This window comes from Pseudomonas sp. SP16.1 (genome assembly GCF_052682975.1).
This window is the reverse complement of sequence record NZ_JBQYFZ010000001.1, coordinates 1,860,339-1,880,885: the sequence shown is the minus strand read 5'-3', so window position 1 is coordinate 1,880,885 and position 20,547 is coordinate 1,860,339. Positions and strand designations below refer to the sequence as shown.

General features: G+C 68.3%; 21 protein-coding genes. 10 read left to right on the top strand and 11 right to left on the bottom strand.

Annotation, left to right across the window (positions count from 1 at the left end; genetic code table 11):
* Nucleotides 1–75 precede the first annotated feature (75 nt).
* Together ACUTAF_RS09150 and ACUTAF_RS09145 are read right to left on the bottom strand one after the other, a co-directional pair.
* On the bottom strand, nt 76–870 hold the full coding sequence (locus ACUTAF_RS09150) for an ABC transporter permease (RefSeq protein WP_445579681.1): 795 nt from the start codon (nt 868–870) through the stop codon (nt 76–78).
* A complete protein-coding gene (locus ACUTAF_RS09145; protein ID WP_445579680.1) occupies nt 867–1,799 on the bottom strand; it encodes an ABC transporter ATP-binding protein in 933 nt (310 codons plus the stop codon). The genes ACUTAF_RS09150 and ACUTAF_RS09145 overlap by 4 nt, the downstream gene beginning before the upstream one ends.
* A gap of 137 nt (nt 1,800–1,936) precedes the next feature.
* Here ACUTAF_RS09145 and ACUTAF_RS09140 point away from each other — a divergent pair, with 137 nt between their 5' ends.
* The 7 genes from ACUTAF_RS09140 (at nt 1,937) to ACUTAF_RS09110 (ending at nt 10,274) form a co-directional block, all read left to right on the top strand.
* Nucleotides 1,937–2,155, top strand: a complete 219-nt coding sequence (locus tag ACUTAF_RS09140) for a hypothetical protein (protein ID WP_445579679.1) — start codon at nt 1,937–1,939, stop codon at nt 2,153–2,155.
* 180 nt (nt 2,156–2,335) lie between these two features.
* Nucleotides 2,336–4,783 (top strand): acyl-CoA dehydrogenase, encoded by a 2,448-nt coding sequence (locus ACUTAF_RS09135; RefSeq protein WP_445579678.1) that lies wholly within the window; start codon nt 2,336–2,338, stop codon nt 4,781–4,783.
* Nucleotides 4,784–4,942: 159 nt separating this feature from the next.
* Nucleotides 4,943–5,350 (top strand): PA2817 family protein, encoded by a 408-nt coding sequence (locus ACUTAF_RS09130; RefSeq protein ID WP_445579677.1) that lies wholly within the window; start codon nt 4,943–4,945, stop codon nt 5,348–5,350.
* An 84-nt stretch (nt 5,351–5,434) separates the two neighbouring features.
* On the top strand, nt 5,435–5,635 hold the full coding sequence (locus ACUTAF_RS09125; RefSeq protein WP_445579676.1) for a metal-sensing transcriptional repressor: 201 nt from the start codon (nt 5,435–5,437) through the stop codon (nt 5,633–5,635).
* Nucleotides 5,636–5,906: 271 nt separating this feature from the next.
* Nucleotides 5,907–6,770: an MBL fold metallo-hydrolase gene (locus ACUTAF_RS09120; protein WP_445579675.1), complete on the top strand. Its 864-nt coding sequence runs from the start codon at nt 5,907–5,909 to the stop codon at nt 6,768–6,770.
* A 10-nt stretch (nt 6,771–6,780) separates the two neighbouring features.
* On the top strand, nt 6,781–8,523 hold the full coding sequence (locus ACUTAF_RS09115) for a bifunctional protein tyrosine phosphatase family protein/NAD(P)/FAD-dependent oxidoreductase (RefSeq protein WP_445579674.1): 1,743 nt from the start codon (nt 6,781–6,783) through the stop codon (nt 8,521–8,523).
* Nucleotides 8,520–10,274: a SulP family inorganic anion transporter gene (locus tag ACUTAF_RS09110; protein ID WP_445579673.1), complete on the top strand. Its 1,755-nt coding sequence runs from the start codon at nt 8,520–8,522 to the stop codon at nt 10,272–10,274. The genes ACUTAF_RS09115 and ACUTAF_RS09110 overlap by 4 nt, the downstream gene beginning before the upstream one ends.
* Before the next feature lie 60 nt (nt 10,275–10,334).
* Here the strand turns inward: ACUTAF_RS09110 and ACUTAF_RS09105 are convergent, their stop codons facing one another.
* From ACUTAF_RS09105 to ACUTAF_RS09090, 4 genes are all read right to left on the bottom strand, one after another.
* Entirely contained in the window at nt 10,335–10,679 is a 345-nt protein-coding gene (locus ACUTAF_RS09105; protein ID WP_445579672.1) for a ribonuclease E inhibitor RraB, read from the bottom strand.
* Between the two features lie 254 nt (nt 10,680–10,933).
* On the bottom strand, nt 10,934–11,695 hold the full coding sequence (locus ACUTAF_RS09100) for an SDR family oxidoreductase (RefSeq protein ID WP_445579671.1): 762 nt from the start codon (nt 11,693–11,695) through the stop codon (nt 10,934–10,936).
* The gene (locus ACUTAF_RS09095) at nt 11,695–12,624 is read right to left on the bottom strand and encodes an alpha/beta hydrolase (protein ID WP_445579670.1); all 930 of its coding nucleotides are present in this window, start codon (nt 12,622–12,624) and stop codon (nt 11,695–11,697) included. The genes ACUTAF_RS09100 and ACUTAF_RS09095 overlap by 1 nt, the downstream gene beginning before the upstream one ends.
* Nucleotides 12,608–14,083 (bottom strand): flavin-containing monooxygenase, encoded by a 1,476-nt coding sequence (locus tag ACUTAF_RS09090; RefSeq protein ID WP_445579669.1) that lies wholly within the window; start codon nt 14,081–14,083, stop codon nt 12,608–12,610. Before ACUTAF_RS09090 ends, ACUTAF_RS09095 begins: the two co-directional genes overlap by 17 nt.
* 105 nt (nt 14,084–14,188) lie before the next feature.
* Between ACUTAF_RS09090 and ACUTAF_RS09085 the strand changes: the two genes are divergently transcribed.
* From ACUTAF_RS09085 to ACUTAF_RS09075, 3 genes are all read left to right on the top strand, one after another.
* Nucleotides 14,189–15,202, top strand: a complete 1,014-nt coding sequence (locus ACUTAF_RS09085) for an AraC family transcriptional regulator (protein ID WP_445579668.1) — start codon at nt 14,189–14,191, stop codon at nt 15,200–15,202.
* A gap of 146 nt (nt 15,203–15,348) precedes the next feature.
* Nucleotides 15,349–16,227: a DNA-3-methyladenine glycosylase family protein gene (locus ACUTAF_RS09080; protein WP_445579667.1), complete on the top strand. Its 879-nt coding sequence runs from the start codon at nt 15,349–15,351 to the stop codon at nt 16,225–16,227.
* Nucleotides 16,228–16,231: 4 nt separating this feature from the next.
* Entirely contained in the window at nt 16,232–16,729 is a 498-nt protein-coding gene (locus tag ACUTAF_RS09075; RefSeq protein WP_445579666.1) for a methylated-DNA--[protein]-cysteine S-methyltransferase, read from the top strand.
* Between the two features lie 41 nt (nt 16,730–16,770).
* Here the strand turns inward: ACUTAF_RS09075 and ACUTAF_RS09070 are convergent, their stop codons facing one another.
* The 5 genes from ACUTAF_RS09070 to aroC all read right to left on the bottom strand — a co-directional run bounded on the left by ACUTAF_RS09070 (nt 16,771) and on the right by aroC (nt 20,436).
* Nucleotides 16,771–17,325 (bottom strand): histidine phosphatase family protein, encoded by a 555-nt coding sequence (locus tag ACUTAF_RS09070; protein ID WP_445579665.1) that lies wholly within the window; start codon nt 17,323–17,325, stop codon nt 16,771–16,773.
* Entirely contained in the window at nt 17,325–17,516 is a 192-nt protein-coding gene (locus tag ACUTAF_RS09065; RefSeq protein ID WP_445579664.1) for a PLDc N-terminal domain-containing protein, read from the bottom strand. Before ACUTAF_RS09065 ends, ACUTAF_RS09070 begins: the two co-directional genes overlap by 1 nt.
* Before the next feature lie 43 nt (nt 17,517–17,559).
* Nucleotides 17,560–18,099 carry a cupin domain-containing protein gene (locus tag ACUTAF_RS09060; RefSeq protein ID WP_445579663.1) on the bottom strand — a complete coding sequence of 180 codons (540 nt, stop codon included), beginning with the start codon at nt 18,097–18,099 and terminating at the stop codon, nt 17,560–17,562.
* The gene (locus ACUTAF_RS09055; protein ID WP_445579662.1) at nt 18,096–19,259 is read right to left on the bottom strand and encodes an MFS transporter; all 1,164 of its coding nucleotides are present in this window, start codon (nt 19,257–19,259) and stop codon (nt 18,096–18,098) included. Before ACUTAF_RS09055 ends, ACUTAF_RS09060 begins: the two co-directional genes overlap by 4 nt.
* An 85-nt stretch (nt 19,260–19,344) precedes the next feature.
* Entirely contained in the window at nt 19,345–20,436 is a 1,092-nt protein-coding gene (gene aroC / locus ACUTAF_RS09050) for a chorismate synthase (protein WP_445579661.1), read from the bottom strand.
* Between the last annotated feature and the right edge of the window lie 111 nt (nt 20,437–20,547).

Here is a 20,547-nt window from a genome sequence, read left to right as displayed (position 1 = left end):
CGCCGCGGGTCGCGGCTCCTACAAACAGCATCAACACCCTGGACAATACTGGGACATGGCCAAATTTCTTACTCGTTACTGACGCATGCCGCGACCGCTGACCAGCAGGCGGATGCACAGGCCATAGAGGACGGCCGTGGCCATCAGCATGAAGCCTATGGCGACGCCGATGCGGATGTCGGAGACGCCGAGGATGCCGTAGCGAAAGGCGTTGACCATATGCAGGATCGGGTTGCCCATCGACACCGTCTGCCAGAACGGCGGCAGCAGGCTGATGGAATAGAACACCCCGCCCAGGTAGGTCAAAGGCGTCAGCACGAAGGTGGGGATGATCGAGATGTCGTCGAAGTTGCGCGCGAACACCGCATTGACGAAGCCGCCGAGCGAGAAGATGGTCGCCGTCAGCAGCACCACCAGCACCGTCACGCCGAGGTGATGCACCTGCAGGTGGGTGAAGAACAGCGACAGCAGGGTGACGATGAAGCCCACCGCCAGGCCGCGCAGCACGCCGCCGACGACGAAGCCGACGAGTATGGTGTGCGGCGACACCGGCGAGACCAGCAATTCCTCGACGTTGCGCTGGAACTTGCTGCCGAAGAAGCTCGACACCACGTTGCCGTAGCTGTTGGTGATCACCGACATCATGATCAGCCCCGGCACTATGTATTCCATGTAGCTGAAGCCGCCCATGTCGCCGATCTGCCGGCCGATCAGGTTGCCGAAGATGACGAAGTACAGAACCATGGTGATCGCCGGTGGCAGCAGGGTCTGCGGCCAGATACGCAGGAAGCGGCGCACCTCGCGCTGGACGATGGTGCGCAGGGCCACCAGGTTGGCGGCGAACTCGCTGTTGAGATACTGGGTATTCATGGCGTCACCTTGGCCAGGTTCTTTTCCACCAGGGAGACGAACAGCTCCTCCAGGCGATTGGTCTTGTTGCGCAGGCTGAGCACCTCCACCCGCTGCTGCGCCAGTTGCTGGAACAGTGCGTTGAGACCCTGGCTCTTCTCCACCTGCACCTCCAGGGTGTGATCGTCGAGCAGCCGCGCCGGGTAGCCCTGCAACTGAGGCGCCGCCGCGTGGGTGTCCTTGAGGTCGAGCAGGAAGGTCTCGACGTGCAGTTTCTTCAGCAGGTCCTTCATGCTGCTGTGCTCGACGATGCGGCCGTGGTCGATGATGCCGATGTTGCGGCACAGCTGCTCGGCCTCCTCCAGGTAATGGGTGGTGAGGATGATGGTGATGCCCTGGCGGTTCAGCTCGGTGAGGAAGCTCCACATCGAGCGGCGCAGCTCGATGTCGACGCCGGCGGTGGGCTCGTCGAGGATCAGCAGGCGCGGCTGGTGCACCAGCGCGCGGGCGATCATCAGCCGGCGCTTCATGCCGCCGGACAGCTCGCGCGAGGCGACGTCGCGCTTGTCCCACAGGCCGAGCTGGGTCAGGTACTGCTCGGCGCGCTGCTTGGCGATCGAACGCGGGATGCCGTAGTAGCCGGCCTGGGTGACGACGATGTCGAACACCTTCTCGAACTGGTTGAAGTTGAACTCCTGCGGCACCACGCCGAGGCAGCGCTTGAGCGCCGACGGCTCACGATCGAGGTCGTGGCCGAACACGCTGACCGTGCCGCCGCTCTTGTTCACCAGGGTGGAGAGGATGCCGATGGTCGTGGACTTGCCGGCGCCGTTGGGGCCGAGCAAGGCGAAGAAATCGCCTTCGGCGACGTCCAGGTCGATGCCGTGCAAGGCCTGGAAGCCGTTCGCATAGGTCTTGGTCAACTGGCGGATGGTCAGGGCGGAGGTCATGAAAATGGGGTTTCCCGCGCGAGAGTGAGAGCGACATAGATGGGGGCGGACGCGCCGATTTGCAACCGGCCGTTACCGCCGCCATCGCCTGCAGGCGTGCACCCTACCCAGGCCGGCGCGCCGAGGAAAGCCCATTGATGCGATCTCGACTATCGATGCGGTCGATGGTGGCGGCCCGCGCGCCGCAGATCGCCGCGGCTGAACGCGACGCCGAGCTTGAGCGGCTGCCGCAGAACGGTGCATGGCAGCCCTTGATTGCCGCGCGCCCAGCGCCTGCAGACCGCTGCCGTCGCGAAGGCCGCGACCTGCTGGCGTGGCTGCCGCGCCAACGCTCGGCGAACTCGCCTACCGCGTGACGGTCACTGTCAATGACGCGGCCGGGTCGCAGAACAGGCCGGCCTGCCCCGCTACCTGGGTTTCGCCCCAGTCCAGGTGCGCCGATCCCGCCGTGAAAACGGCGATTCGGCCACGCCCGCCCGCCTCGCCGTCAATTCGCGACTAAGCTCCTGACGGAGTCACTCATGGAGGGAACACGCATGCTCGTCGTCTGGTTACTGGTCCTGGTGCTCGGGGTGCTCTATCTGGCCCACAGCCGCAGCGCCGCCCTGCCCGCCCTCGGCATCGTCGCCGCCTATCTGTTGGCCATGGCGCTACTGAGCCCGGTGCCCGGCTGGCTGCAGCTGCTGCTGTGGCTGCTCACCGGCGCCGTCGCCGCCTTCGTACTGCTCGAGGCGCCGCGCCGCCGGCTGTTCAGCGCCCCGCTGTTCGCCTGGTTCCGGCGCGCGCTGCCGCCGATGTCCGACACCGAACGCGACGCCATCGAGGCCGGCACCGTGTGGTGGGACGGCGAGCTGTTCAGTGGCCGGCCGGACTGGGACAAGCTGCTGGCCTATCCCAAGGCCCAGCTGACGGACGAGGAGCAGGCCTTTCTCGACGGTCCCACCGAGGAGCTGTGCGCCATGGTCAGCGACTGGCAGGTCGGCCAGCAGATGGACCTGCCCGAGAAGGCCTGGCAGCACATCAAGCGACACGGCTTCTTCGCCCTGATCATCCCCAAGGAATACGGCGGCAAGGGCTTCTCCGCCTATGCCCACTCGCAGGTGGCGATGAAGCTGGCCACCCGTAGCGGCGATCTGGCCTCCACCGTGATGGTGCCCAACTCCCTGGGGCCGGCCGAACTGCTGCTGCATTACGGCACCGACGAGCAGCGGCGACACTATCTGCCGCGCCTGGCCAGCGGCGAGGACATCCCCTGCTTCGCCCTCACCGGCCCGCTGGCCGGCTCCGATGCCAGCGCCATGCCGGACACCGGCATCGTCTGCAAGGGCAAGTGGAACGGTGAACAGGTGATCGGCCTGCGCCTGAACTGGGAGAAGCGCTACATCACCCTCGGCCCGGTGGCCACCCTGCTCGGCCTGGCCTTCAAGGCCTTCGATCCCGAGCACCTGCTCAGCGAGGAGGAAGACCTCGGCATCAGCCTGGCTCTGGTGCCCACCGACACCCCCGGGGTGGAGATCGGCCGGCGCCACCTGCCGCTGGGCGCCGCGTTCATGAACGGCCCGAACTCGGGCAAGGACGTCTTCGTCCCGCTCGACTACCTGATCGGCGGCCGGCCGATGCTCGGCAAGGGCTGGATGATGCTGATGAACTGCCTGTCGGTCGGCCGCTCCATCTCCCTGCCCGCCGTCGGCACCGGTGCCGCCAAGTTCACCAGCCTGACCAGTGGCCAGTACGCCCAGCTGCGCGAGCAGTTCAACGTGCCGCTGGCCGCTTTCGAAGGCATACAGGAGGCGCTGGCGCGGATCGGCGGCAACGCCTGGCTGATGGACAGCGCGCGCATCCTCACCGCCGGCGCGGTGGACCTGGGCGAGAAGCCGTCGGTGCTGTCGGCGGTGCTCAAGTACCACCTCACCGAGCGCGGCCGCGAATGCATCGGCCACGCCATGGACGTGCACGGCGGCAAGGGCATCATCATGGGCCCGAACAACTACCTGGCCCGTTCCTGGCAGGGGGCGCCAATCTTCATCACGGTCGAGGGTGCCAACATCCTCTCACGCAATCTGATGATCTTCGGCCAGGGCGCCATCCGCAGCCATCCCTATGTGCTCGCGGAAATGGCTCTGGCCAGCCGCGACGACGAAGAGCAGGCGCTGATCGAGTTCGACGGCCTACTGCTGCGCCACATCGGCTTCGCCGTCGGCAATGCCGCCAGCAGCCTGCTGCTCGGCCTGAGCCTGGGCTGCTTCGGCCAGGCGCCGGGCGACAGCCTGAGCCAAGGCTACTTTCGCTCCCTCGACCGCCTGGCCGCGGCCTTCGCCCTGTGTGCCGACAGCAGCATGATGCTGCTGGGCGGCGAACTGAAACGCCGCGAGCGTATTTCCGCCCGCCTCGGCGATGTGCTCAGCCATCTGTACCTCGGTTCGGCGGCACTCAAGCGCTACCACGACCTGGACTACCCGCAGGCGGTGCAGCCGCTGGTGCGCTGGACCATGGAGGAAAACCTGTTCCAGGCCGAGCGGGCGCTGGCCGGACTGCTGGCCAACTTCCCCAATCGCGCCTTCGGCTGCCTGCTCAAGCTACTGGTGTTCCCCCTCGGCCGTCGACATCACGGCCCGAGCGACAGATTGGACGCCGAGGTGGCGGCGATACTCGGTCGCCCGGCCGGCGATCCGGCGCTGGAGTCGGTGCTGGAAGGCTGCTACCGGCCGCAGACCGACCAGGATCCGGTAGGCGCCCTGCAACACGCGCTGGAGCTGCTTCAGGCCAGCGGCGAGGCGCGCGAGAAACTGCAGCGGGCACTCAAGGACGGCAGCCTGCAGCCGGCTCCGGGGCAGGATGCGATCGTCGCCGCCATGGCCTGCGGCCTGCTCGACGCCGACGCCGGCCAGCGCCTGCAGGCGGCCGAAACGGCTCGCCGGCGCGTGATCGACGTCGACGACTTCGCCCCGGAGGAACTCAAGCTCGGCCGTGGCAAGGTGCGCTGAAACCCTAGCCCGGATGCAATCTGCGAGAGATGTGCAGGATTTCCCGGATATCATCCGGGCTACGCACTGGCTGACGAAGCGGCCGAGGGCCGGAAACGGGACAGCGGGCGCCAGGGTCTCTATACTCCTGCGCCCGTTTTACCCATCAGGAATCGCACCATGGCCAGCCATCTCGAACACCACCTCGCCCTGCTGAATCACCTGCGCGGCATTCTGGTCGCCCTGGGCGAAGCCGAGCAGGTGCAGGACGACAGCCACGCCCTGTTCATCGAACGCTACGACGAACTGCTCGCAGAACTGCCGCGCGACCCGGTGTCCAGCCAGTACCTGGGCCAGGACCTGATCAGCCAGATCTTCCACCGCTATCCGCAGATCGCCCACCTGGTGCCGCGCGATCTGCTGTGGTTCTTCGGTGGCGACTGCCTGCACTTCATGCCCGACGAGGAGATCGCCCTGTACCAGGCCCTCGACGAGCGCCGCTTCGAAGCCGAGCAGAACGACGAACCCTTCGACTGGAATCAGGAAAAACAGCTGCTGGCCCTGCCCACGAACGGCGCCAAGCACTGAGCAGTCGCTTTCCGCGCAGCAGCGGCGAGCTGCACGCCCGCCTGCAGGCGCAGCAGCAGGACATGCGTCGGTGTCGATGAGCCGATGCGCGGTATCCAGGCGACGATCCGGCGCGACGAGGATTGCGCCGCCATCGCCCAGCAGCTCTCGGTGGCGCGCAGCGCCCTGGACAAGGCCTGTCGGCGGACCCTCACCTGGCTGATCGAGGAAGCGCTGCTCGATCCCGAGCAGAGCGCCACAGCGTCGCTGCCGCGCGTCTGCGAGGTCTTCACCCGTCCGCCATAGCCCTCGCCCTGCCCTCAGGCAATCCCGCAGCGCCGCGCACGCCTCCGCCTGGAGGCAGCGTGCCGCACATTCCACCAGGACGTTCGACGCCTCGCTGCAGCGCGCCCCGCCGCCGTGCACAGAGAAGAGAAGCCCGACCTTGTCCGCGCATATGGCGATCGCGAACAAGGTCGCACCCGCATATATCTTTTTAATCTATGCATAGAACCAAAACACAGTTAAGCTCTTTCTTAATTAAATACTCCCACGGGTATACGAGAGGAGCGCCGTCATGCAAGCCGCTGTCCGAGAATTCTTCGATCCTGCCACCTACACCTACAGCTATGTCGTAACCGACCCCAGCACCCGGCGCTGCGCCATCCTCGATTCCGTCCTGGATTACGACCCGGCATCGGGGCGTACCTCACACGCCAGTGCCGACCGCATCATCGCCTACGTCAAGGAACACGAACTGCAGGTGGACTGGCTGCTGGAAACCCACGTCCACGCCGACCACCTCTCGGCGGCGCCCTACCTCAAGCGTGAACTGGGCGGCCAGTTGGCCATCGGCGAGCACATCACCGTCGTCCAGGACACCTTCGGCAAGCTGTTCAATGCCGGCACCGAGTTCGCCACCGACGGCAGCCAGTTCGATCGGCTGTTCAAGGACGGCGACGAATTCCGCGTCGGCGAGATTCGCGCCAAGGCCATCCACACGCCCGGGCATACCCCGGCCTGTATGACCTACCTGATCGGCGACGCCGGTTTCGTCGGTGACACGCTGTTCATGCCCGACTACGGCACCGCCCGCTGCGATTTTCCCGGCGGCGATGCGAACACGCTGTTCCAGTCGATCCAGAAGCTGTTCGCCCTGCCCGGCGAGACCCGCCTGTTCATGTGCCACGACTACAAGGCGCCCGGCCGCGACGACTATCGCAATCGCACCACCGTCGCCGAGGAACGCCAACACAACGTGCACGTTCGCCTCGGCACCGACCAGGCAAGCTTCGTCGCCATGCGCCGGGCGCGCGATGCCACGCTGGGCATGCCGACGCTGATCCTGCCGTCGGTGCAGATCAACATGCGCGCCGGACAGCTACCGCCTGCCGAGTCCAACGGCACCCGCTACCTGAAAATCCCCCTCGACGTGCTGTGAGGTATCGACCATGGACTCGCTCAAGTATCTGACGCCATTCATCGCCGTCGCCGGTCAGTTGCAGCCCGCGGACATGGGCGCGCTGGCCGCTGCCGGTTTTCGCAGCGTGGTCAACAACCGTCCGGATGGCGAGGGCGAAGGCCAGCCCAGTTCGGCCGAGATACAGGCGGCGGCCCAAGCCAGCGGGCTCGACTACTACCATCTACCGGTCGTCTCCGGGCAGCTCGGCGACGCGGACGTCGACGCCTTCGGCGCCCTGCTCGACCAGGCGCGCGGCCCGCTGCTGGCCTTCTGCCGAACCGGCACCCGTTCCACCAGCCTGTGGGCGCTGAGCGAGGCGCATCATCTCGATCCGCTGGCCCTGCTGGCTACCGCCCGCGACCGGGGCTACGACCTCAGCGGTCTGGCGCCGCGCCTGGAACAACGCTGGCAACGGGCGCCGCAAACCATCGCGCAAACGCGCGTCGCCCCGACACAGCGCTACGACGTGCTGGTGGTCGGTGGCGGCGCAGCCGGCTGCGCGGTCACCGCCAGCCTGCTGCGGCGCAAGCCGGACCTGCGCATCGCCGTGGTCGAACCGCGCGAGCAGCACTACTACCAGCCGGGTTGGACGCTGGTGGGCGCGGGCATCTTCGATCGGGGGCGTACCGAGCGGCCCATGGCGCGGTGCATTCCTCACGGTGCACAGTGGATTCGCGCCGCGGTGGCCGGCTTCGAACCCGACCAGCAGCGCGTGGTGCTCGAAGACGGCAACCGGGTGAGCTATCGCGCGCTCATCGTCTGTCCGGGCCTGAGCCTGCACTGGGACGGCATCGAAGGACTCAAGGAGACGCTGGGCAAGAACGGCGTGACCTCGAACTACCAGTTCGAGCTGGCGCCCTATACCTGGCAACTGGTGCAGAACCTGCGGCACGGCCGCGCCCTGTTCAGCCAGCCGCCGATGCCGATCAAGTGCGCCGGCGCGCCGCAGAAGGCGCTGTACCTGTCGTGCGACTGGTGGCTCAAGCAAGGCGTGCTGCGGCAGATCGAGGTGGAGTTCTGCTCGGCCGGCGCGGTGCTGTTCGGCGTACCGACCTTCGTCCCGCCGCTGATGAAGTACGTCGAACGCTATGGCGTCCGGCTCAACTTCAACACCACCCTGGCCGCGGTCGACGGCCCGGCACGCAAGGCCTGGTTCACGGAGGTGGACGCCAACGGCGAGACCCGGACCCTCGAGAAGGACTTCGACCTGCTGCATGCCGTGCCGCCGCAGCGCGCCCCCGAGTTCATTCGCCAGAGCCCGCTGGCGGGCGCCGACGGCTGGGTCGAGGCCGACCACGAGACCCTGCGTCATCCACGCTTCGGCAATATCTTCAGCCTCGGCGACGTGTGCGCGGCGCCCAACGCGAAGACCGCCGCGGCGGTGCGCAAGCAGGCGCCGGTGGTGGCTGAGAACGTCCTCGCCGTGCTTGCCGGCGAGGGCCCGCGGGCGATCTACGACGGCTACGGCTCCTGCCCGCTGACCGTGGAGCGCGGCAAGGTGGTGCTGGCCGAGTTCGGCTACGGCGGCAAGCTGCTGCCCACCTTTCCCCTGGACCCCACTGTGCCGAGGCGCCTGGCCTGGGACCTCAAGGTCAAGATGATGCCCGGCATCTATTTCGACCTGATGCTGCGCGGCCGCGAGTGGCTGGCCGAGCCCAAGTGCCTGCCGCATCAGCCATTGCCGGTGGAGGCGCCGGCGGCCTGTGACTTCGGCAAGGAAGCACGCAAATGAACTGGCGCCACTGGCTGCCCTGCCTGGAATGGGGAAGGCGCTATGACCGCGCCAACGCCGCCCAGGACGGCCTCGCGGCGCTGATCGTCACCCTTATGCTGGTCCCGCAAAGCCTGGCCTACGCCATGCTCGCCGGGCTGCCGCCGGTCACCGGGTTGTACGCCAGCATCGTGCCGCTGCTGGCCTACGCCCTGTTCGGCTCCAGCCGCACCCTGGCGGTCGGCCCGGTGGCGGTGGTCTCGTTGATGACCACCGCCGCCCTGACGCCGCTGTTTCCCCTCGGCAGCGCCGCCTACGTCGGCGCGGCGCTGCTGCTGGCGCTGCTGTCCGGCCTGCTGCTGGCCGCGATGGCCGTGCTGCGCCTGGGTTTTCTCGCCAATTTCCTCAGCCATCCGGTGATATCGGGTTTCATCGGCGCGTCGGGCCTGCTGATCGCGGTGGGCCAGCTCAAGCACCTGCTCGGCGTGACGGCCGCCGGCGAGAGTCTGCCGCAATTGTTGCCACAACTATGGCTAGCGTTGCCGGGCATGCACTGGCAAACCCTGCTTATCGGGCTGCTCAGCCTCACCTGGCTGTGGTGGGCGCGCATCCGCCTCAAATCGACGTTGCAGCGCCTGGGGCTGTCCGCGCAGCTGGCCGGTAACCTGAGCAAGGCCGCTCCGGTGCTGGCGATCGTCGCCGCCATAGTCGCCGTGACCCTGCTGCAGCTGGACCGGGCCGGGGTGAAAGTGGTCGGCGCCATTCCCCAGGGCCTGCCGGGCCTGACCCTGCCCACCTTGGATCCGGCACTGGCCCTGCAACTGCTGCCGGCGGCGCTGCTGATCAGCCTGGTCGGCTTCGTCGAATCGGTTTCGGTGGGCCAGACGCTGGCGGCCAAAAGGCGTCAGCGCATCCAGCCGAACAACGAACTGCTCGGTCTCGGCGCCGCCAACCTGGGCGCAGCGCTCAGCGGCGGCTTCCCGGTGACCGGCGGCTTCGCCCGCTCGGTGGTCAACTACGATGCGGGGGCGCAAACGCCCATGGCCGGGGTATTCACCGCCGCGGGCATCGGCCTGAGCGTGATCCTGCTGACTCCGCTGCTGCACAATCTGCCGCAAGCGGTGCTCGGCGCCACCATCATCGTCGCCGTGCTCAGCCTGGTCGACCTCGGCTCGCTGCGCCGCACCTGGCGTTACTCCCGCCAGGACGGCATCGCGCAGCTGGCGACCATGCTCGGCGTGCTGCTGATAGGCGTCGAGACCGGCATCCTGATCGGCGTCGGCCTGTCGCTGCTGCTGTTTCTTTGGCGCACCAGCCAGCCGCATATCGCCGTGGTCGGCCAGGTGCCCGGCAGCGAACACTTTCGCAACGTCGAGCGCTTCGCCGTGATCGAAACCCCCAGCGTACTGTCGCTGCGCGTCGACGAGAGCCTGTACTTCCCCAATGCCCGCTACCTGGAAGAGCGCATCGGCGAGCTGATCGCAGGCCGCCCCCGGGTGCGTCACCTGGTGCTGATGTGCTCGGGGGTCAACCTGATCGACGCCAGTGCCCTGGAGTCGCTGGAAACCATCGCCGAGCGGTTGCATACGGCCGGCGTCCAACTGCACCTCTCCGAGGTCAAGGGACCGGTGATGGATCAGCTGCGCCGCTCAGACTTCCTCCAGCAGTTTGGCGGCCAGGTCTTCATCAGCCAGTTCGAAGCCCTCAAGACCCTGGCGCCACCGCGCGCGCACGCGGCCTCGCAGGCCGGCGACGAAAGGAAGACCCGGTAAAGATCGAGGGAGCGCCATCGGCCGAGCGCGCGCTCCGGCCGATGGATTGCGCGTGTTGCCCTAGCGGCCGGCGGACGCTTTCACCTCCTGCGTCACGCCCCAGCCGTCCAGGGTGCCGCCCAGCGGGACGACGATGGATTCCAGGTCATGTTCGAACGCGCCGATACCGGCATGGGTGGCGTACATCACTTTGCTGATCTGCAGGTGCCAGGCGCCGTCCTCGCGGGCCGATACCTGGGCGTTGAGCGACTCTCCGCGAAAATTCCTGGCTGCCATGCGGGCCCGCTCCTCATCGGGAAAGATGGCGTAGAACTCGATCGGGTGAAACTGGGCGAAGTCGAACCCCCCTTCTTTCATCCGGCGCAGCACCGAGGTGCTGGCGTCTTCGTGGAAGGCTGTGCTCATAAACGACCTCCTCTCAGGCGATGGATGGATTAACCGCTTTCCCATTGCGACCGCCCGGCTCAGGCGGTGTCGCGGCGCCTCAAGGCGCCGCCCCGAGAATCAAGCAGGCTGCTTGACGTGGGTTCTTAGGCGCATCGACGGCTGCCCGGCAGAACACCGGACTGAAGACCGTCCCTTGCAGGGTAGCCGCTGGGCGCGGCGTTCGCCTCCCCCGGACAGCTCCTGTGCCAAAGCCGGCGACCGGCGGCTAGGGCTCAGCCGCGGCTCAGCCAGGCCATCATGGCCCGCTTGCCCCAGCTGGGGGTGATCTGCCCCAGCGCATGCAGCAGACGGAACTGCAGGCCCACGGGGCGGTGCAGCGCAGGGTCCTGGGCCTGTTGCCAGGCGGCCTCGGCGATCTGCCCGGCCTGCAGGCGCACGCCGAGGCGGCGCATCACCGGCGGCGGTTCGCCCTGGCTGGTGACCATCGGCGTGTTGACGAACGGCGGCATCAGGTCGCCGACGCGGATGCCGTGGGCGCGCCATTCCAGCTCCAGCGCCTCGGTCAGGCCGCGCACGGCGAACTTGCTGGCCGAGTAGCTGGCCAGCTGCGGCACGCCATACACGGCCGAGGCCGAGCCCATGATGATCACCTGCGCGCCGGGCGTGGCCTTGAGGTAGGGAAAGGCGGCGTGGCTCAAATTGAGCACGCCGAGCACGTTGATCTGCAGCAGGCGCGTGTGCTGCTCCAGTTCGATGGCCTCGAAGGCACCGGTGCGCAGGATGCCGGCGCCGTTGAACAGCAGGCGCAGCTGGCCGTCGTGTAGGGCGCAGAAGTCGGCCAGGGCGGCCTTGACCGCGCCGGCGTCGACCACGTCCAGCTCGGCGTGCCAGACCCCACCCAGTTCCGCCGCCAGCGCGGCCAGGGCCTTGGCGTCGACGTCGAGCAGGCCGACCCGCCAACCACGGGCGTGGAACAGCCGCGCGGTGGCCGCGCCGATGCCCGAGGCGGCGCCGCTGATGAGGATGTTGTCCATCACAGCCCCCGTTCGCGGAGGAAGGCCACCACCCGGGCGATGGCGTAATCCGCCGCGCGCAGCATGCCGACATGGGCCTGGAACACGTGCCACAGCCCCGGATAACGCTCCAGGCGCACGCTGGCGCCGGCGGCCTGGGCGCGCTCGGCCAGGCGCAGGCTGTCGTTCAGCAGCAATTCGTCCTCGCCGACCTGGATCAGGGTCGGCGGCAGGCGGCTCAGATCGGCGAACAGCGGCGACAGTCCCGGATCGTCGCGCGGCAGATCGGCCGGGCAATACAGCGCGGCGGCCTGCTCGATCCAGCGGGGATGGATCAGCGGGTCGCCGGCCGCCGGCTGGTGCATGCGCTCGCCGGTGAAATCGGTGGCCGGCGAGAAGCACACCAGTGCCGCCGGCGCCGGCAGGCCCAACTCGATGATGCGCAGGCTGCCGACCAGGCTCAGGTTACCACCGGCCGAATCGCCGCCGATGGCGACCTGTTCGGGGCGGTAGCCGGCCTCCAACAATGCGCGGTAGGCCGCCACCACGTCGTCGCGCGCCGCCGGATAGGGATGCTCCGGCGCCAGGCGGTAATCCAGCGCGCAGACGTCCAGGCCGCCGCGCTTGGCCAGGCTGGCGCAGATGCCGCGGTGGGTATCCGGCCCGCCGATCATAAAGGCGCCGCCGTGCAGGTACAGCAGCACCTTGCCGCTGCTGGCCGGCGGCCGATGCCATTCGCAGGGCCGGCCGCCGAGCGTCGCGGCGCTGCGCGTCACTCCGCGCGGAGTCAGGGTGATGCGAGTGAGCTGGCGCAGCACCAGCCGCTGCCCGGCCACCGGCATCGGCGGACGCACCAGGCGGCGGAACAACAGACGGAGGAAGCCGCGCAGCACCAGGCGCAGCAGCTTCTGCTCGGCGGCGGGGGCGGTGAAATCAGCGGACGCAGTCATAGTCGGCGAGCTCCGGCGTGCGGGTCAGGTGGCGATAGCTGAAGGTAAAGCCCGGCCAGTTGTTGGTGTGCTTGCCGGAGGCGTTCTGATACCAGCTGTTGCAGCCCTGCGCCCATATCGTTCGGCGGGTGACGTGCTGCAGGCGCCGGTTGTAGCGCCGCTGCACCTCGGGCAGCAGGTCGAGGTAGCGTAGTCGCCGCTCGCGCAGCGCGCGCAGACAGCCGAGCACGTAGGGGTACTGGCTCTCCAGCATATAAAGGATGGAGCTGTGCCCCAGGTTGGTATTGGGCCCGTAGAGCAAAAACAGGTTGGGAAAACCGCTGACGCTAATGCCCTTGTAGGCCTCGGCGCCGTCCGCCCAGGCCTGGTTCAGCTCCACCCCGTTCAGGCCGCGGATGCGCATCGGCGCGAGAAAATCGCTGGCGGTGAAGCCGGTGCCGTAGATCAGCACGTCGCAGGGATGCTCGCGGCCGTCGGCGGTGACCAGCGCGTGCTCGCGCACCTCGCGGATCGGCGAGTCGACGATCTCGACATTGGCCTGGGCCAGCGCCGGGTAATAGTCGTTGCTGATCAGGATGCGCTTGCAGCCCATGGGGTAGTCCGGCTGCAGCTGCGCGCGCTTGCCGGCATCGGGCATCCGCCGCGCCAGGTGGCGGGTGAAACGGCCGCGCATCGAGCGCATCAGCCAGGGCAGGCTGACGAAGGCCAGCGCACGCACCTCGTGGTGCAGGTACTTGAGCAAGCGGTCGACCCGCTGCAGCAGCGGCACGCGGCGCATCAGGGCGATTTCCCAGGCGCGGTAGGCGCGATCCGGCTTGGCCAGCACGTAGGCCGCCGAGCGCTGGAACAGGCTCAGCTGCGCCACTTTCGGCTGGATCTGCGGGACGAACTGGATCGCCGAGGCGCCGGTGCCGATCACCGCCACGCGCTTGCCGGTCAGATCCAGGTCATGCCGCCAGCGCGCCGAATGGAAGGCCTCGCCGCGAAAGCGCTCCAGCCCCGGCAACTGCGGATAGGCCGGGCGGTTGAGCTGGCCGCAGGCGCTGACCAGCGCCTGGGTCTCCAGGCATTCGCCGCCGACCAGCTCGACCCGCCACAGCCCGCGCGCGGCGTCGAACTCGGCGCCCTGCACCTCGGCATTGAGGCGGATCTGCGGGCGCAGCCGGTACTTGTCCACGCACTGCAGGATATAGGCGTGGATTTCCGCCTGCGGCGGGTACTTGCGCGACCAGTCGTGCTTGGCCTCGAAGGAGAACGAATAGAGGTGCGAAGGCACGTCGCAGGCGGCGCCGGGATAGTCGTTGTCGCGCCAGGTGCCGCCGACTTCGCCGGCCTTTTCCAGCAGCAGGAAGTCGTCCTGGCCGGCCTTGCGAAGCTGCATGGCCAGGCCCAGGCCGGCGAAACCGCTGCCGATGATCAGCACGCGCCAGGGCGCGCCCGTGCGGGGGTTGTTGTGCATTGTGGTCTCCCCGACCAATGAGTGGCGATAAGCGGATGCTACTTGCGCCGAGCACCGCCGGTTATGGCATAGTCGGTCAATCGATTGTGATTTTCGGACAGCCTGATGTCGCCACCCTGGCCCGCGCGCCGCAGCATCACCAGCATGCAGTTGCTCACCCAGTTGGGGCTCGACCTCGGCCTGGACCTTGACACCTGCCTGCGCGATACCGGCCTGAGCGCCGTGCAGCTCGCCGCCCCGCACGGCGAAATCGACGCCGGTCGCGAATTGCAGCTGATCGCCAATCTGGTGCAGGCCCTGCCCGAGGTGGCCGACCTCGGCGTGCAAGCCGGCCGGCGCTACCACCTGACCAGCTACGGCGCCTGGGGCTACGCCATGCTCAGCAGCGCCACCGTGCGCCAGGCGGCCGAGCTGGGGCTGCGCTACCACGGCCTGACCTACGCCTTCACCCGCATCGGCCTGGAGGAGGACGGTGTCACCGCCAGCCTGCGCTTCGACGACGACGCGCTGCCCGAGGAACTACGGCCCTTCATCGTCCAGCGCGATATGGTCGGCGCCCAGCTGATCGTCCGCGAGCTGCTCGGCGCCCCGCTGCCGCTGTCCTGCCTCGAGCTGCGCCAGCAGGCACCGGCCGAGGTCGCGCCCTTCGTCGAAGCCTTCGGCCTGGTTCCGCGGTTCGCCGTCGGCGCCAACCGCATCGGCCTGGCCGCCGAGCTGCTGGACGCCCCGCTGCCGCGAGCCAACTCGCAGCTGGTCAGCGCCTGCGAGCAGCAGTGCCAGGCGCTGCTCGCCCGCCATCAGTGGCAACAGGGCCTGGCCGGCCGCGTGCGCCAGCTGCTGTTGCAGGCGCCGGGGCAGATGAGCGATATGGAAGCGGTCGCCGCCCGCCTGCATGTCAGCAGTCGGACCCTGCGCCGCCGCCTGATCGACGAAGGCACCAGCTTTCGCGCCCTGCAGGACGAGGTGCGCCAGGCCCTGGCCGAACAGCTGCTGGCCGCGGGCGGTCTGAGTCTGGAGGAGATCGCCGAACGCCTGGGTTATGGCGAGCTGTCCAACTTCATTCACGCCTTCAAGCGCTGGAAAGGCACCACGCCGGGACGCTATCAGCGCGGCCCGTAGGGTACCCTGGGACCGCCTGGGCTGTACGCAGCAACTCTACGGCCGGCGGCGCGCATCGCCCCGGTGGAGCACGCGGGCCAGATCACCGCACTTTGAAAGTCATCTTCACGCTGACAGGCCGCGCCGGCGGGGCTAAGGTGCAAGCCATGCACAATATCAGCCTGCTTCTACCCTATCTGCCGCCCTGGCACTGGCCGCAGTTCCACGCCCACTTCGCGCTGCGCGCGGTGCCGGGGCTGGAATGCCTGACGCCGGGCAGCTACAGCCGCAGCTTCCAGCTGGCCGGCGCCACCGGCTGGTTGCGCGTCACCCCGCTGCCCGGGCAGAACGCCCTGGAACTGCGTTGCTGCAGCGATCTGCCGATCGCCCGCGAGCTCCTGCAGCAGCGCGTGCGACGCATGTTCGACCTCGACGCCGAACCGCAGGCGATCGCCGCGCATCTGAGCGCAGACGCCCTGCTGGCGCCGCTACTGCTGCGCAATCCCGGCCTGCGCCTGCCGGTGGCCTTCGATCCCTTCGAACAGGCGGTGCGCGCCATCGTCGGCCAGCAGGTCACCGTCAAGGCCGCGGTGACCCTGGTCGGGCGTCTGGTGCAGCGCATCGGCACGCCGCTCGGCCTGGCCGAAGGCGCCGGTCTCTCTCATCTATTCCCCAGTCCGCAGGCCGTCGCCGAAGCCGATCTCAGCGGCATCGGCATGCCCGGCAAGCGGGTGCAGAGCCTGCAGCAGTTCGCCGCGCGCATCGCCGACGGCAGTCTGCGACTGGATCTGGAGGACGGCTGCGAGGCGCTGATCGAACGCCTGTGCGCCCTGCCCGGGATCGGCCCGTGGACCGCCGAGTACATCGCCCTGCGCGCCTTCGGCGCGGTCGACGCCTTTCCCGCCAGCGACCTGGGCCTGCTCAAGGCGCCGCTGTGGGGCGCGGGCGGTATCGATGCGCGCCGGCTCAAGGCCCGCGCCGAAGCCTGGCGCCCCTGGCGCGCCTACGCCGCCGCGCACCTGTGGCACAACTATTCGGGAGGCTGAAGCCATGTTCTACCGTCACCACCCCAGCCCGGTCGGCCCACTGCTGCTGGCCGGCGACGAAAGCGGATTGCAACTGCTGTTGATGAAGCTCGACAGCCGCCCCTGGCGCATCGACGAACACTGGCGGCAGGCCGGCAGCGAACTGGACGAGGTCTGCCGCCAGCTGGACGAGTATTTCGCCGGCCAGCGCCGCCGATTCGAGCTGCGCCTGGCGCCGCGCGGCACCGCCTTTCAGCTGGCGGTGTGGCAGGCCCTGCAGTGCATCCCCTACGGCCACACCTGCAGCTACAGCGAGCTGGCCGGACAGATCGGCAGGCCGCAGGCGGTGCGCGCGGTCGGTGCAGCCAACGGCGCCAATCCGCTGTCGATCGTCGTGCCCTGCCACCGGGTGATCGGCCGCAACGGCAGCCTCACCGGCTACGCCGGCGGCCTGCCGCGCAAGCAGCTGTTGCTGCAGCTCGAGGGCGCGCTGCAGCCGCAACAGGCGCAGTTGGCGCTTTAACCGCGGCACGCGCAGGTAGGGTGCGCCGTGCGCACCGACGTTCAGGGCGGCGCGATACGCGCCAGCACTTGCGGCGCCGCGCGCAGCGGCAAGGCCAGGATCAGCCCCTCGCCGGACGCGGGAAACACCCGGGTCAGCGCGGTGATATTGACCTGATGCGACACCAGCACCAGCGGCTCGCCCGGCGGCAGCAGGTTGACCGCGCGAATCAGCTCGGCGGTCTGCGCCTCGGCGGCGTCGCGTCGTTCGAAGAAGGAATCCAGCGCCGGCAGCGGCTGCACCGGGCCCAGGCCCATTTCCCTGGCGGTATCCAGCGCGCGGCACCAGCGGCTGCTGAACAGTCGCGCCCGCTCGATGCCCTGGCGGCGCAGCAGCTCGCCCCAGCGCCGCGACTCCTCTCGGCCCTGCTGGCTGAGGTTGCGTTGGGTGCTGCAGTTGCCCAGCTGGAAATGCGCCGGATCGCCGACTCCCGGCGCCGTGGCATGGCGCAGGATCAGCAGCGCCCGCCCCTCGCGCAGCGCCTGCCAGGCGTCGAGCGGCTGCGCTGCCGAGGCCCATAGCGGCGCCAGCAGCAGCACCAGCAGCCAGGCGCGCATCACAGCCTGACGTTGCCGCGCGGCCCGGCCAGCGCCCAGATGATCAGCCCCAGTACGGGCAGGAAGATGATCAGCAGCACCCAGAGGATCTTGGCCCCGGTTTCGGCGTTGCTTTTCACCACGTTGATGATGGCCCAGATATCCAGGGCCAGGATGATCAGGCCGATCAGCCCATTGAGGGTGGAACCCATGACGACACTCCTGTGTGAAGGGTTGCCCTCAGAGGATAGCCACTCAGTCGCCCAGACGCGGAAAACGGCTGGCGATCTCGTCGCCGGTCAGGGCCGGCGTCTCCTGAGTGGCCGCGCAACGCACCAGCAGCAGATGCGGTTCCTCGCCCAGGTCGAACCAGTGGCGGCTGCCTGCCGGCAGTTCCAGCAGGTCGCCGCGCTCGCCCTGCAGCACGTAGACGTACTCGTCCAGGTGCAGGCTGAGCTGGGCGAAGCCGCCGACGAACAGCCAGGCGCTGGCCGCCGGCAGCGTCTGCTCGTCGAGGTAGCGCGCGCGCAACTCGAGCTTGCGCGGGTGATTGCGCTCCAGGCTGAGCAGCTCGTGATGGCGGTAGCCGCCCTCGCCCATCAGGTCCTGCAGCCAGGCGCCGCAAGCGGCGTTGAACTCCTGCTCGCCGCAGCCGGGGCGCAGCGCAGCCGGCGGCGGGCATTGGCGATAGCGCACGCCGACCTCGGCCAGGGTGCTGGCGATGTCCTCGGCGTGGGTCAGTACCTTGTTCGGCAACTGCGGGGAGGTTTGCAGGTGAACGCTCAGGCTGGTCATGGGGATTCTCGCTCGGACTCCGGAGGCAGACGGGTGGCAATGATAACGGCTGCGGCCAGCGCCGCCAGGCTGGCCAGGGCAAAAGTCCAGGCCGGGCCGAGGCTGCTCCAGCTATAGCCGGCATACAGCGCGCCGAGGGCACCGCCGATACCGGCCAGGGTCGCATAGAGCGCCTGACCCTGGCCCTGCTGGCCGCCTTCGAAGCTGCGCTGGATGAAATGGATGCTGGCGGCGTGGAAGGCGCCGAAGGTGGCGGCGTGCATGCACTGCGCCAGCAGCAGGATCGCCAGCTGGTCGGCCAGGTTGCCCAGCAGCAGCCAGCGCGCGGCGGTGATCAGGAAACTGGCCAGCAGCACCGCGCGCAGCGAATAGCGCTGCAGCAGCCGGGCCATGACCAGAAACAACAGAATCTCCGCCACCACGCCCAAGGCCCAGAGCATGCCGATGGTGCCGCGGTCGTAGCCGAGCGCCTCCAGGTGCAGGGTGAGGAAGGTGTAGTAGGGCCCGTTGCTCAGTTGCATCAGGCCGACGCTGGCGTAGAAGGCGAGGATGCCGGGGCGGCGCAGCTGGCGCAGGAAACCGCCCTGCTCGGCGCTGCCGGGTCGCAGCAGCGGCTGGGCGTTGGGCACCCAGAAGCTACCGGCGACTATGCCGGCCATGATCAGCACCAGCGCCCAGGGGTAGGCGTCCAGGCTCAGCCACTCGAACAGGCGGCCCAGGCCGACCACCGCGACGATGAAACCGATGCTGCCCCACAGGCGAATCTGGCTGTAGCGCGCGGCCTGCTCGCGCAGGTGGGCCAGGGTGATGACCTCGAACTGCGGCAGCACCGCATGCCAGAAGAAGGCGTGCGCCGCCATGATCAGCGCCAGCCAGGCGTAGCTGTGGCTGACGAAGATGCCGGCGAAGCACACCAGGGTGCATAGCGCGCCGAGGCGCACGATCAGCAGGCGCTGGCCGCTGTGATCGCCGAGCCAGCCCCACAGATTGGGCGCCACGCAGCGCATCAACATGGGGATGGCCACCAGCTCGCCGATGCGCGCGGGGGAAAAGCCCAGGTGGTCGAAGTACAGGGCGAGGAACGGCGCCGTGGCGCCGAGCAGGGCGAAATAGAAGAAATAGAAACCGGACAGCCGCCAGTACGGCAGAGAAGCAGTCATGGCCCGGTCGTAGTCTGGGTCGAGCGCAGCGACGCCCAGGGCAGCGGTCGCTGGGTATCGCTGCGCTCAACCCAACCTAGGGCGCTCACAGCTGCGGCAGTACCGGCGTGGCGACGCGCACCTCGGCGTTCTGCGCGCGATGACGCAGCAGGTGATCCATCAGCACGATGGCCATCATCGCCTCGGCGATCGGCGTGGCACGGATGCCCACGCAGGGATCGTGACGGCCCTTGGTGATCACCTCCACCGGGTTGCCGTCGATGTCGATCGAACGCCCCGGCGTGGTGATGCTGGAGGTGGGCTTGAGCGCCAGGTGGGCGACGATCGGCTGGCCGCTGGAAATGCCGCCAAGGATGCCACCGGCGCTGTTCGACAGGAAGCCCTCCGGGGTCAGCTCGTCGCGGTGCTCGGTGCCGCGCTGACTGACGCTGGCGAAACCGGCGCCGATCTCCACGCCCTTGACCGCGTTGATGCTCATCAGCGCGTGGGCCAGTTCGGCGTCGAGGCGGTCGAAGATCGGCTCGCCGAGGCCCGGCATCACCCCTTCGGCGACCACGGTGATCTTCGCGCCGACCGAATCCTGATCGCGGCGCAGCTGATCCATATAGGCCTCGAGCTCGGGCACCTTGTCCGGGTCGGGGCTGAAGAAGGCGTTCTGCTCGACGCTGTCCCAGGTCTTGAACGGAATCTCGATGGGACCGAGCTGGCTCATATAGCCGCGCACCACGATGCCCTGGGTCGCCAGGTATTTCTTGGCGATGGCGCCGGCGGCCACGCGCATGGCGGTCTCGCGCGCCGAGCTGCGGCCGCCGCCACGGTAGTCGCGGATGCCGTACTTGTGGTGGTAGGTGTAGTCGGCGTGGGCCGGGCGGAACAGATCCTTGATCGCCGAGTAGTCCTTGGACTTCTGGTCGGTGTTGCGGATCAGCAGGCCGATGGCGCAACCGGTGGTCTTGCCCTCGAACACCCCGGAGAGGATTTCGACGACATCGTCTTCCTGGCGCTGGGTGGTGTGGCGACTGGTGCCCGGCTTACGCCGGTCGAGATCACGCTGCATGTCTTCCAGCGACAGCTCCAGGCCTGGCGGGCAGCCGTCGACGATGGCTACCAGGGCTGGGCCATGGCTTTCGCCAGCGGTGGTGACGGTGAACAGCTTGCCGTAGGTATTGCCGGACATGGGAAGACGCTCCGCGAAATTCAGCCCCGACCTGCCGCTGCGCAGGCCGTTTAACGAGGTGGGCGAGTATACCCGTGGCAACCGTGCAGTTCACCCCGAACCTTGGCCTGC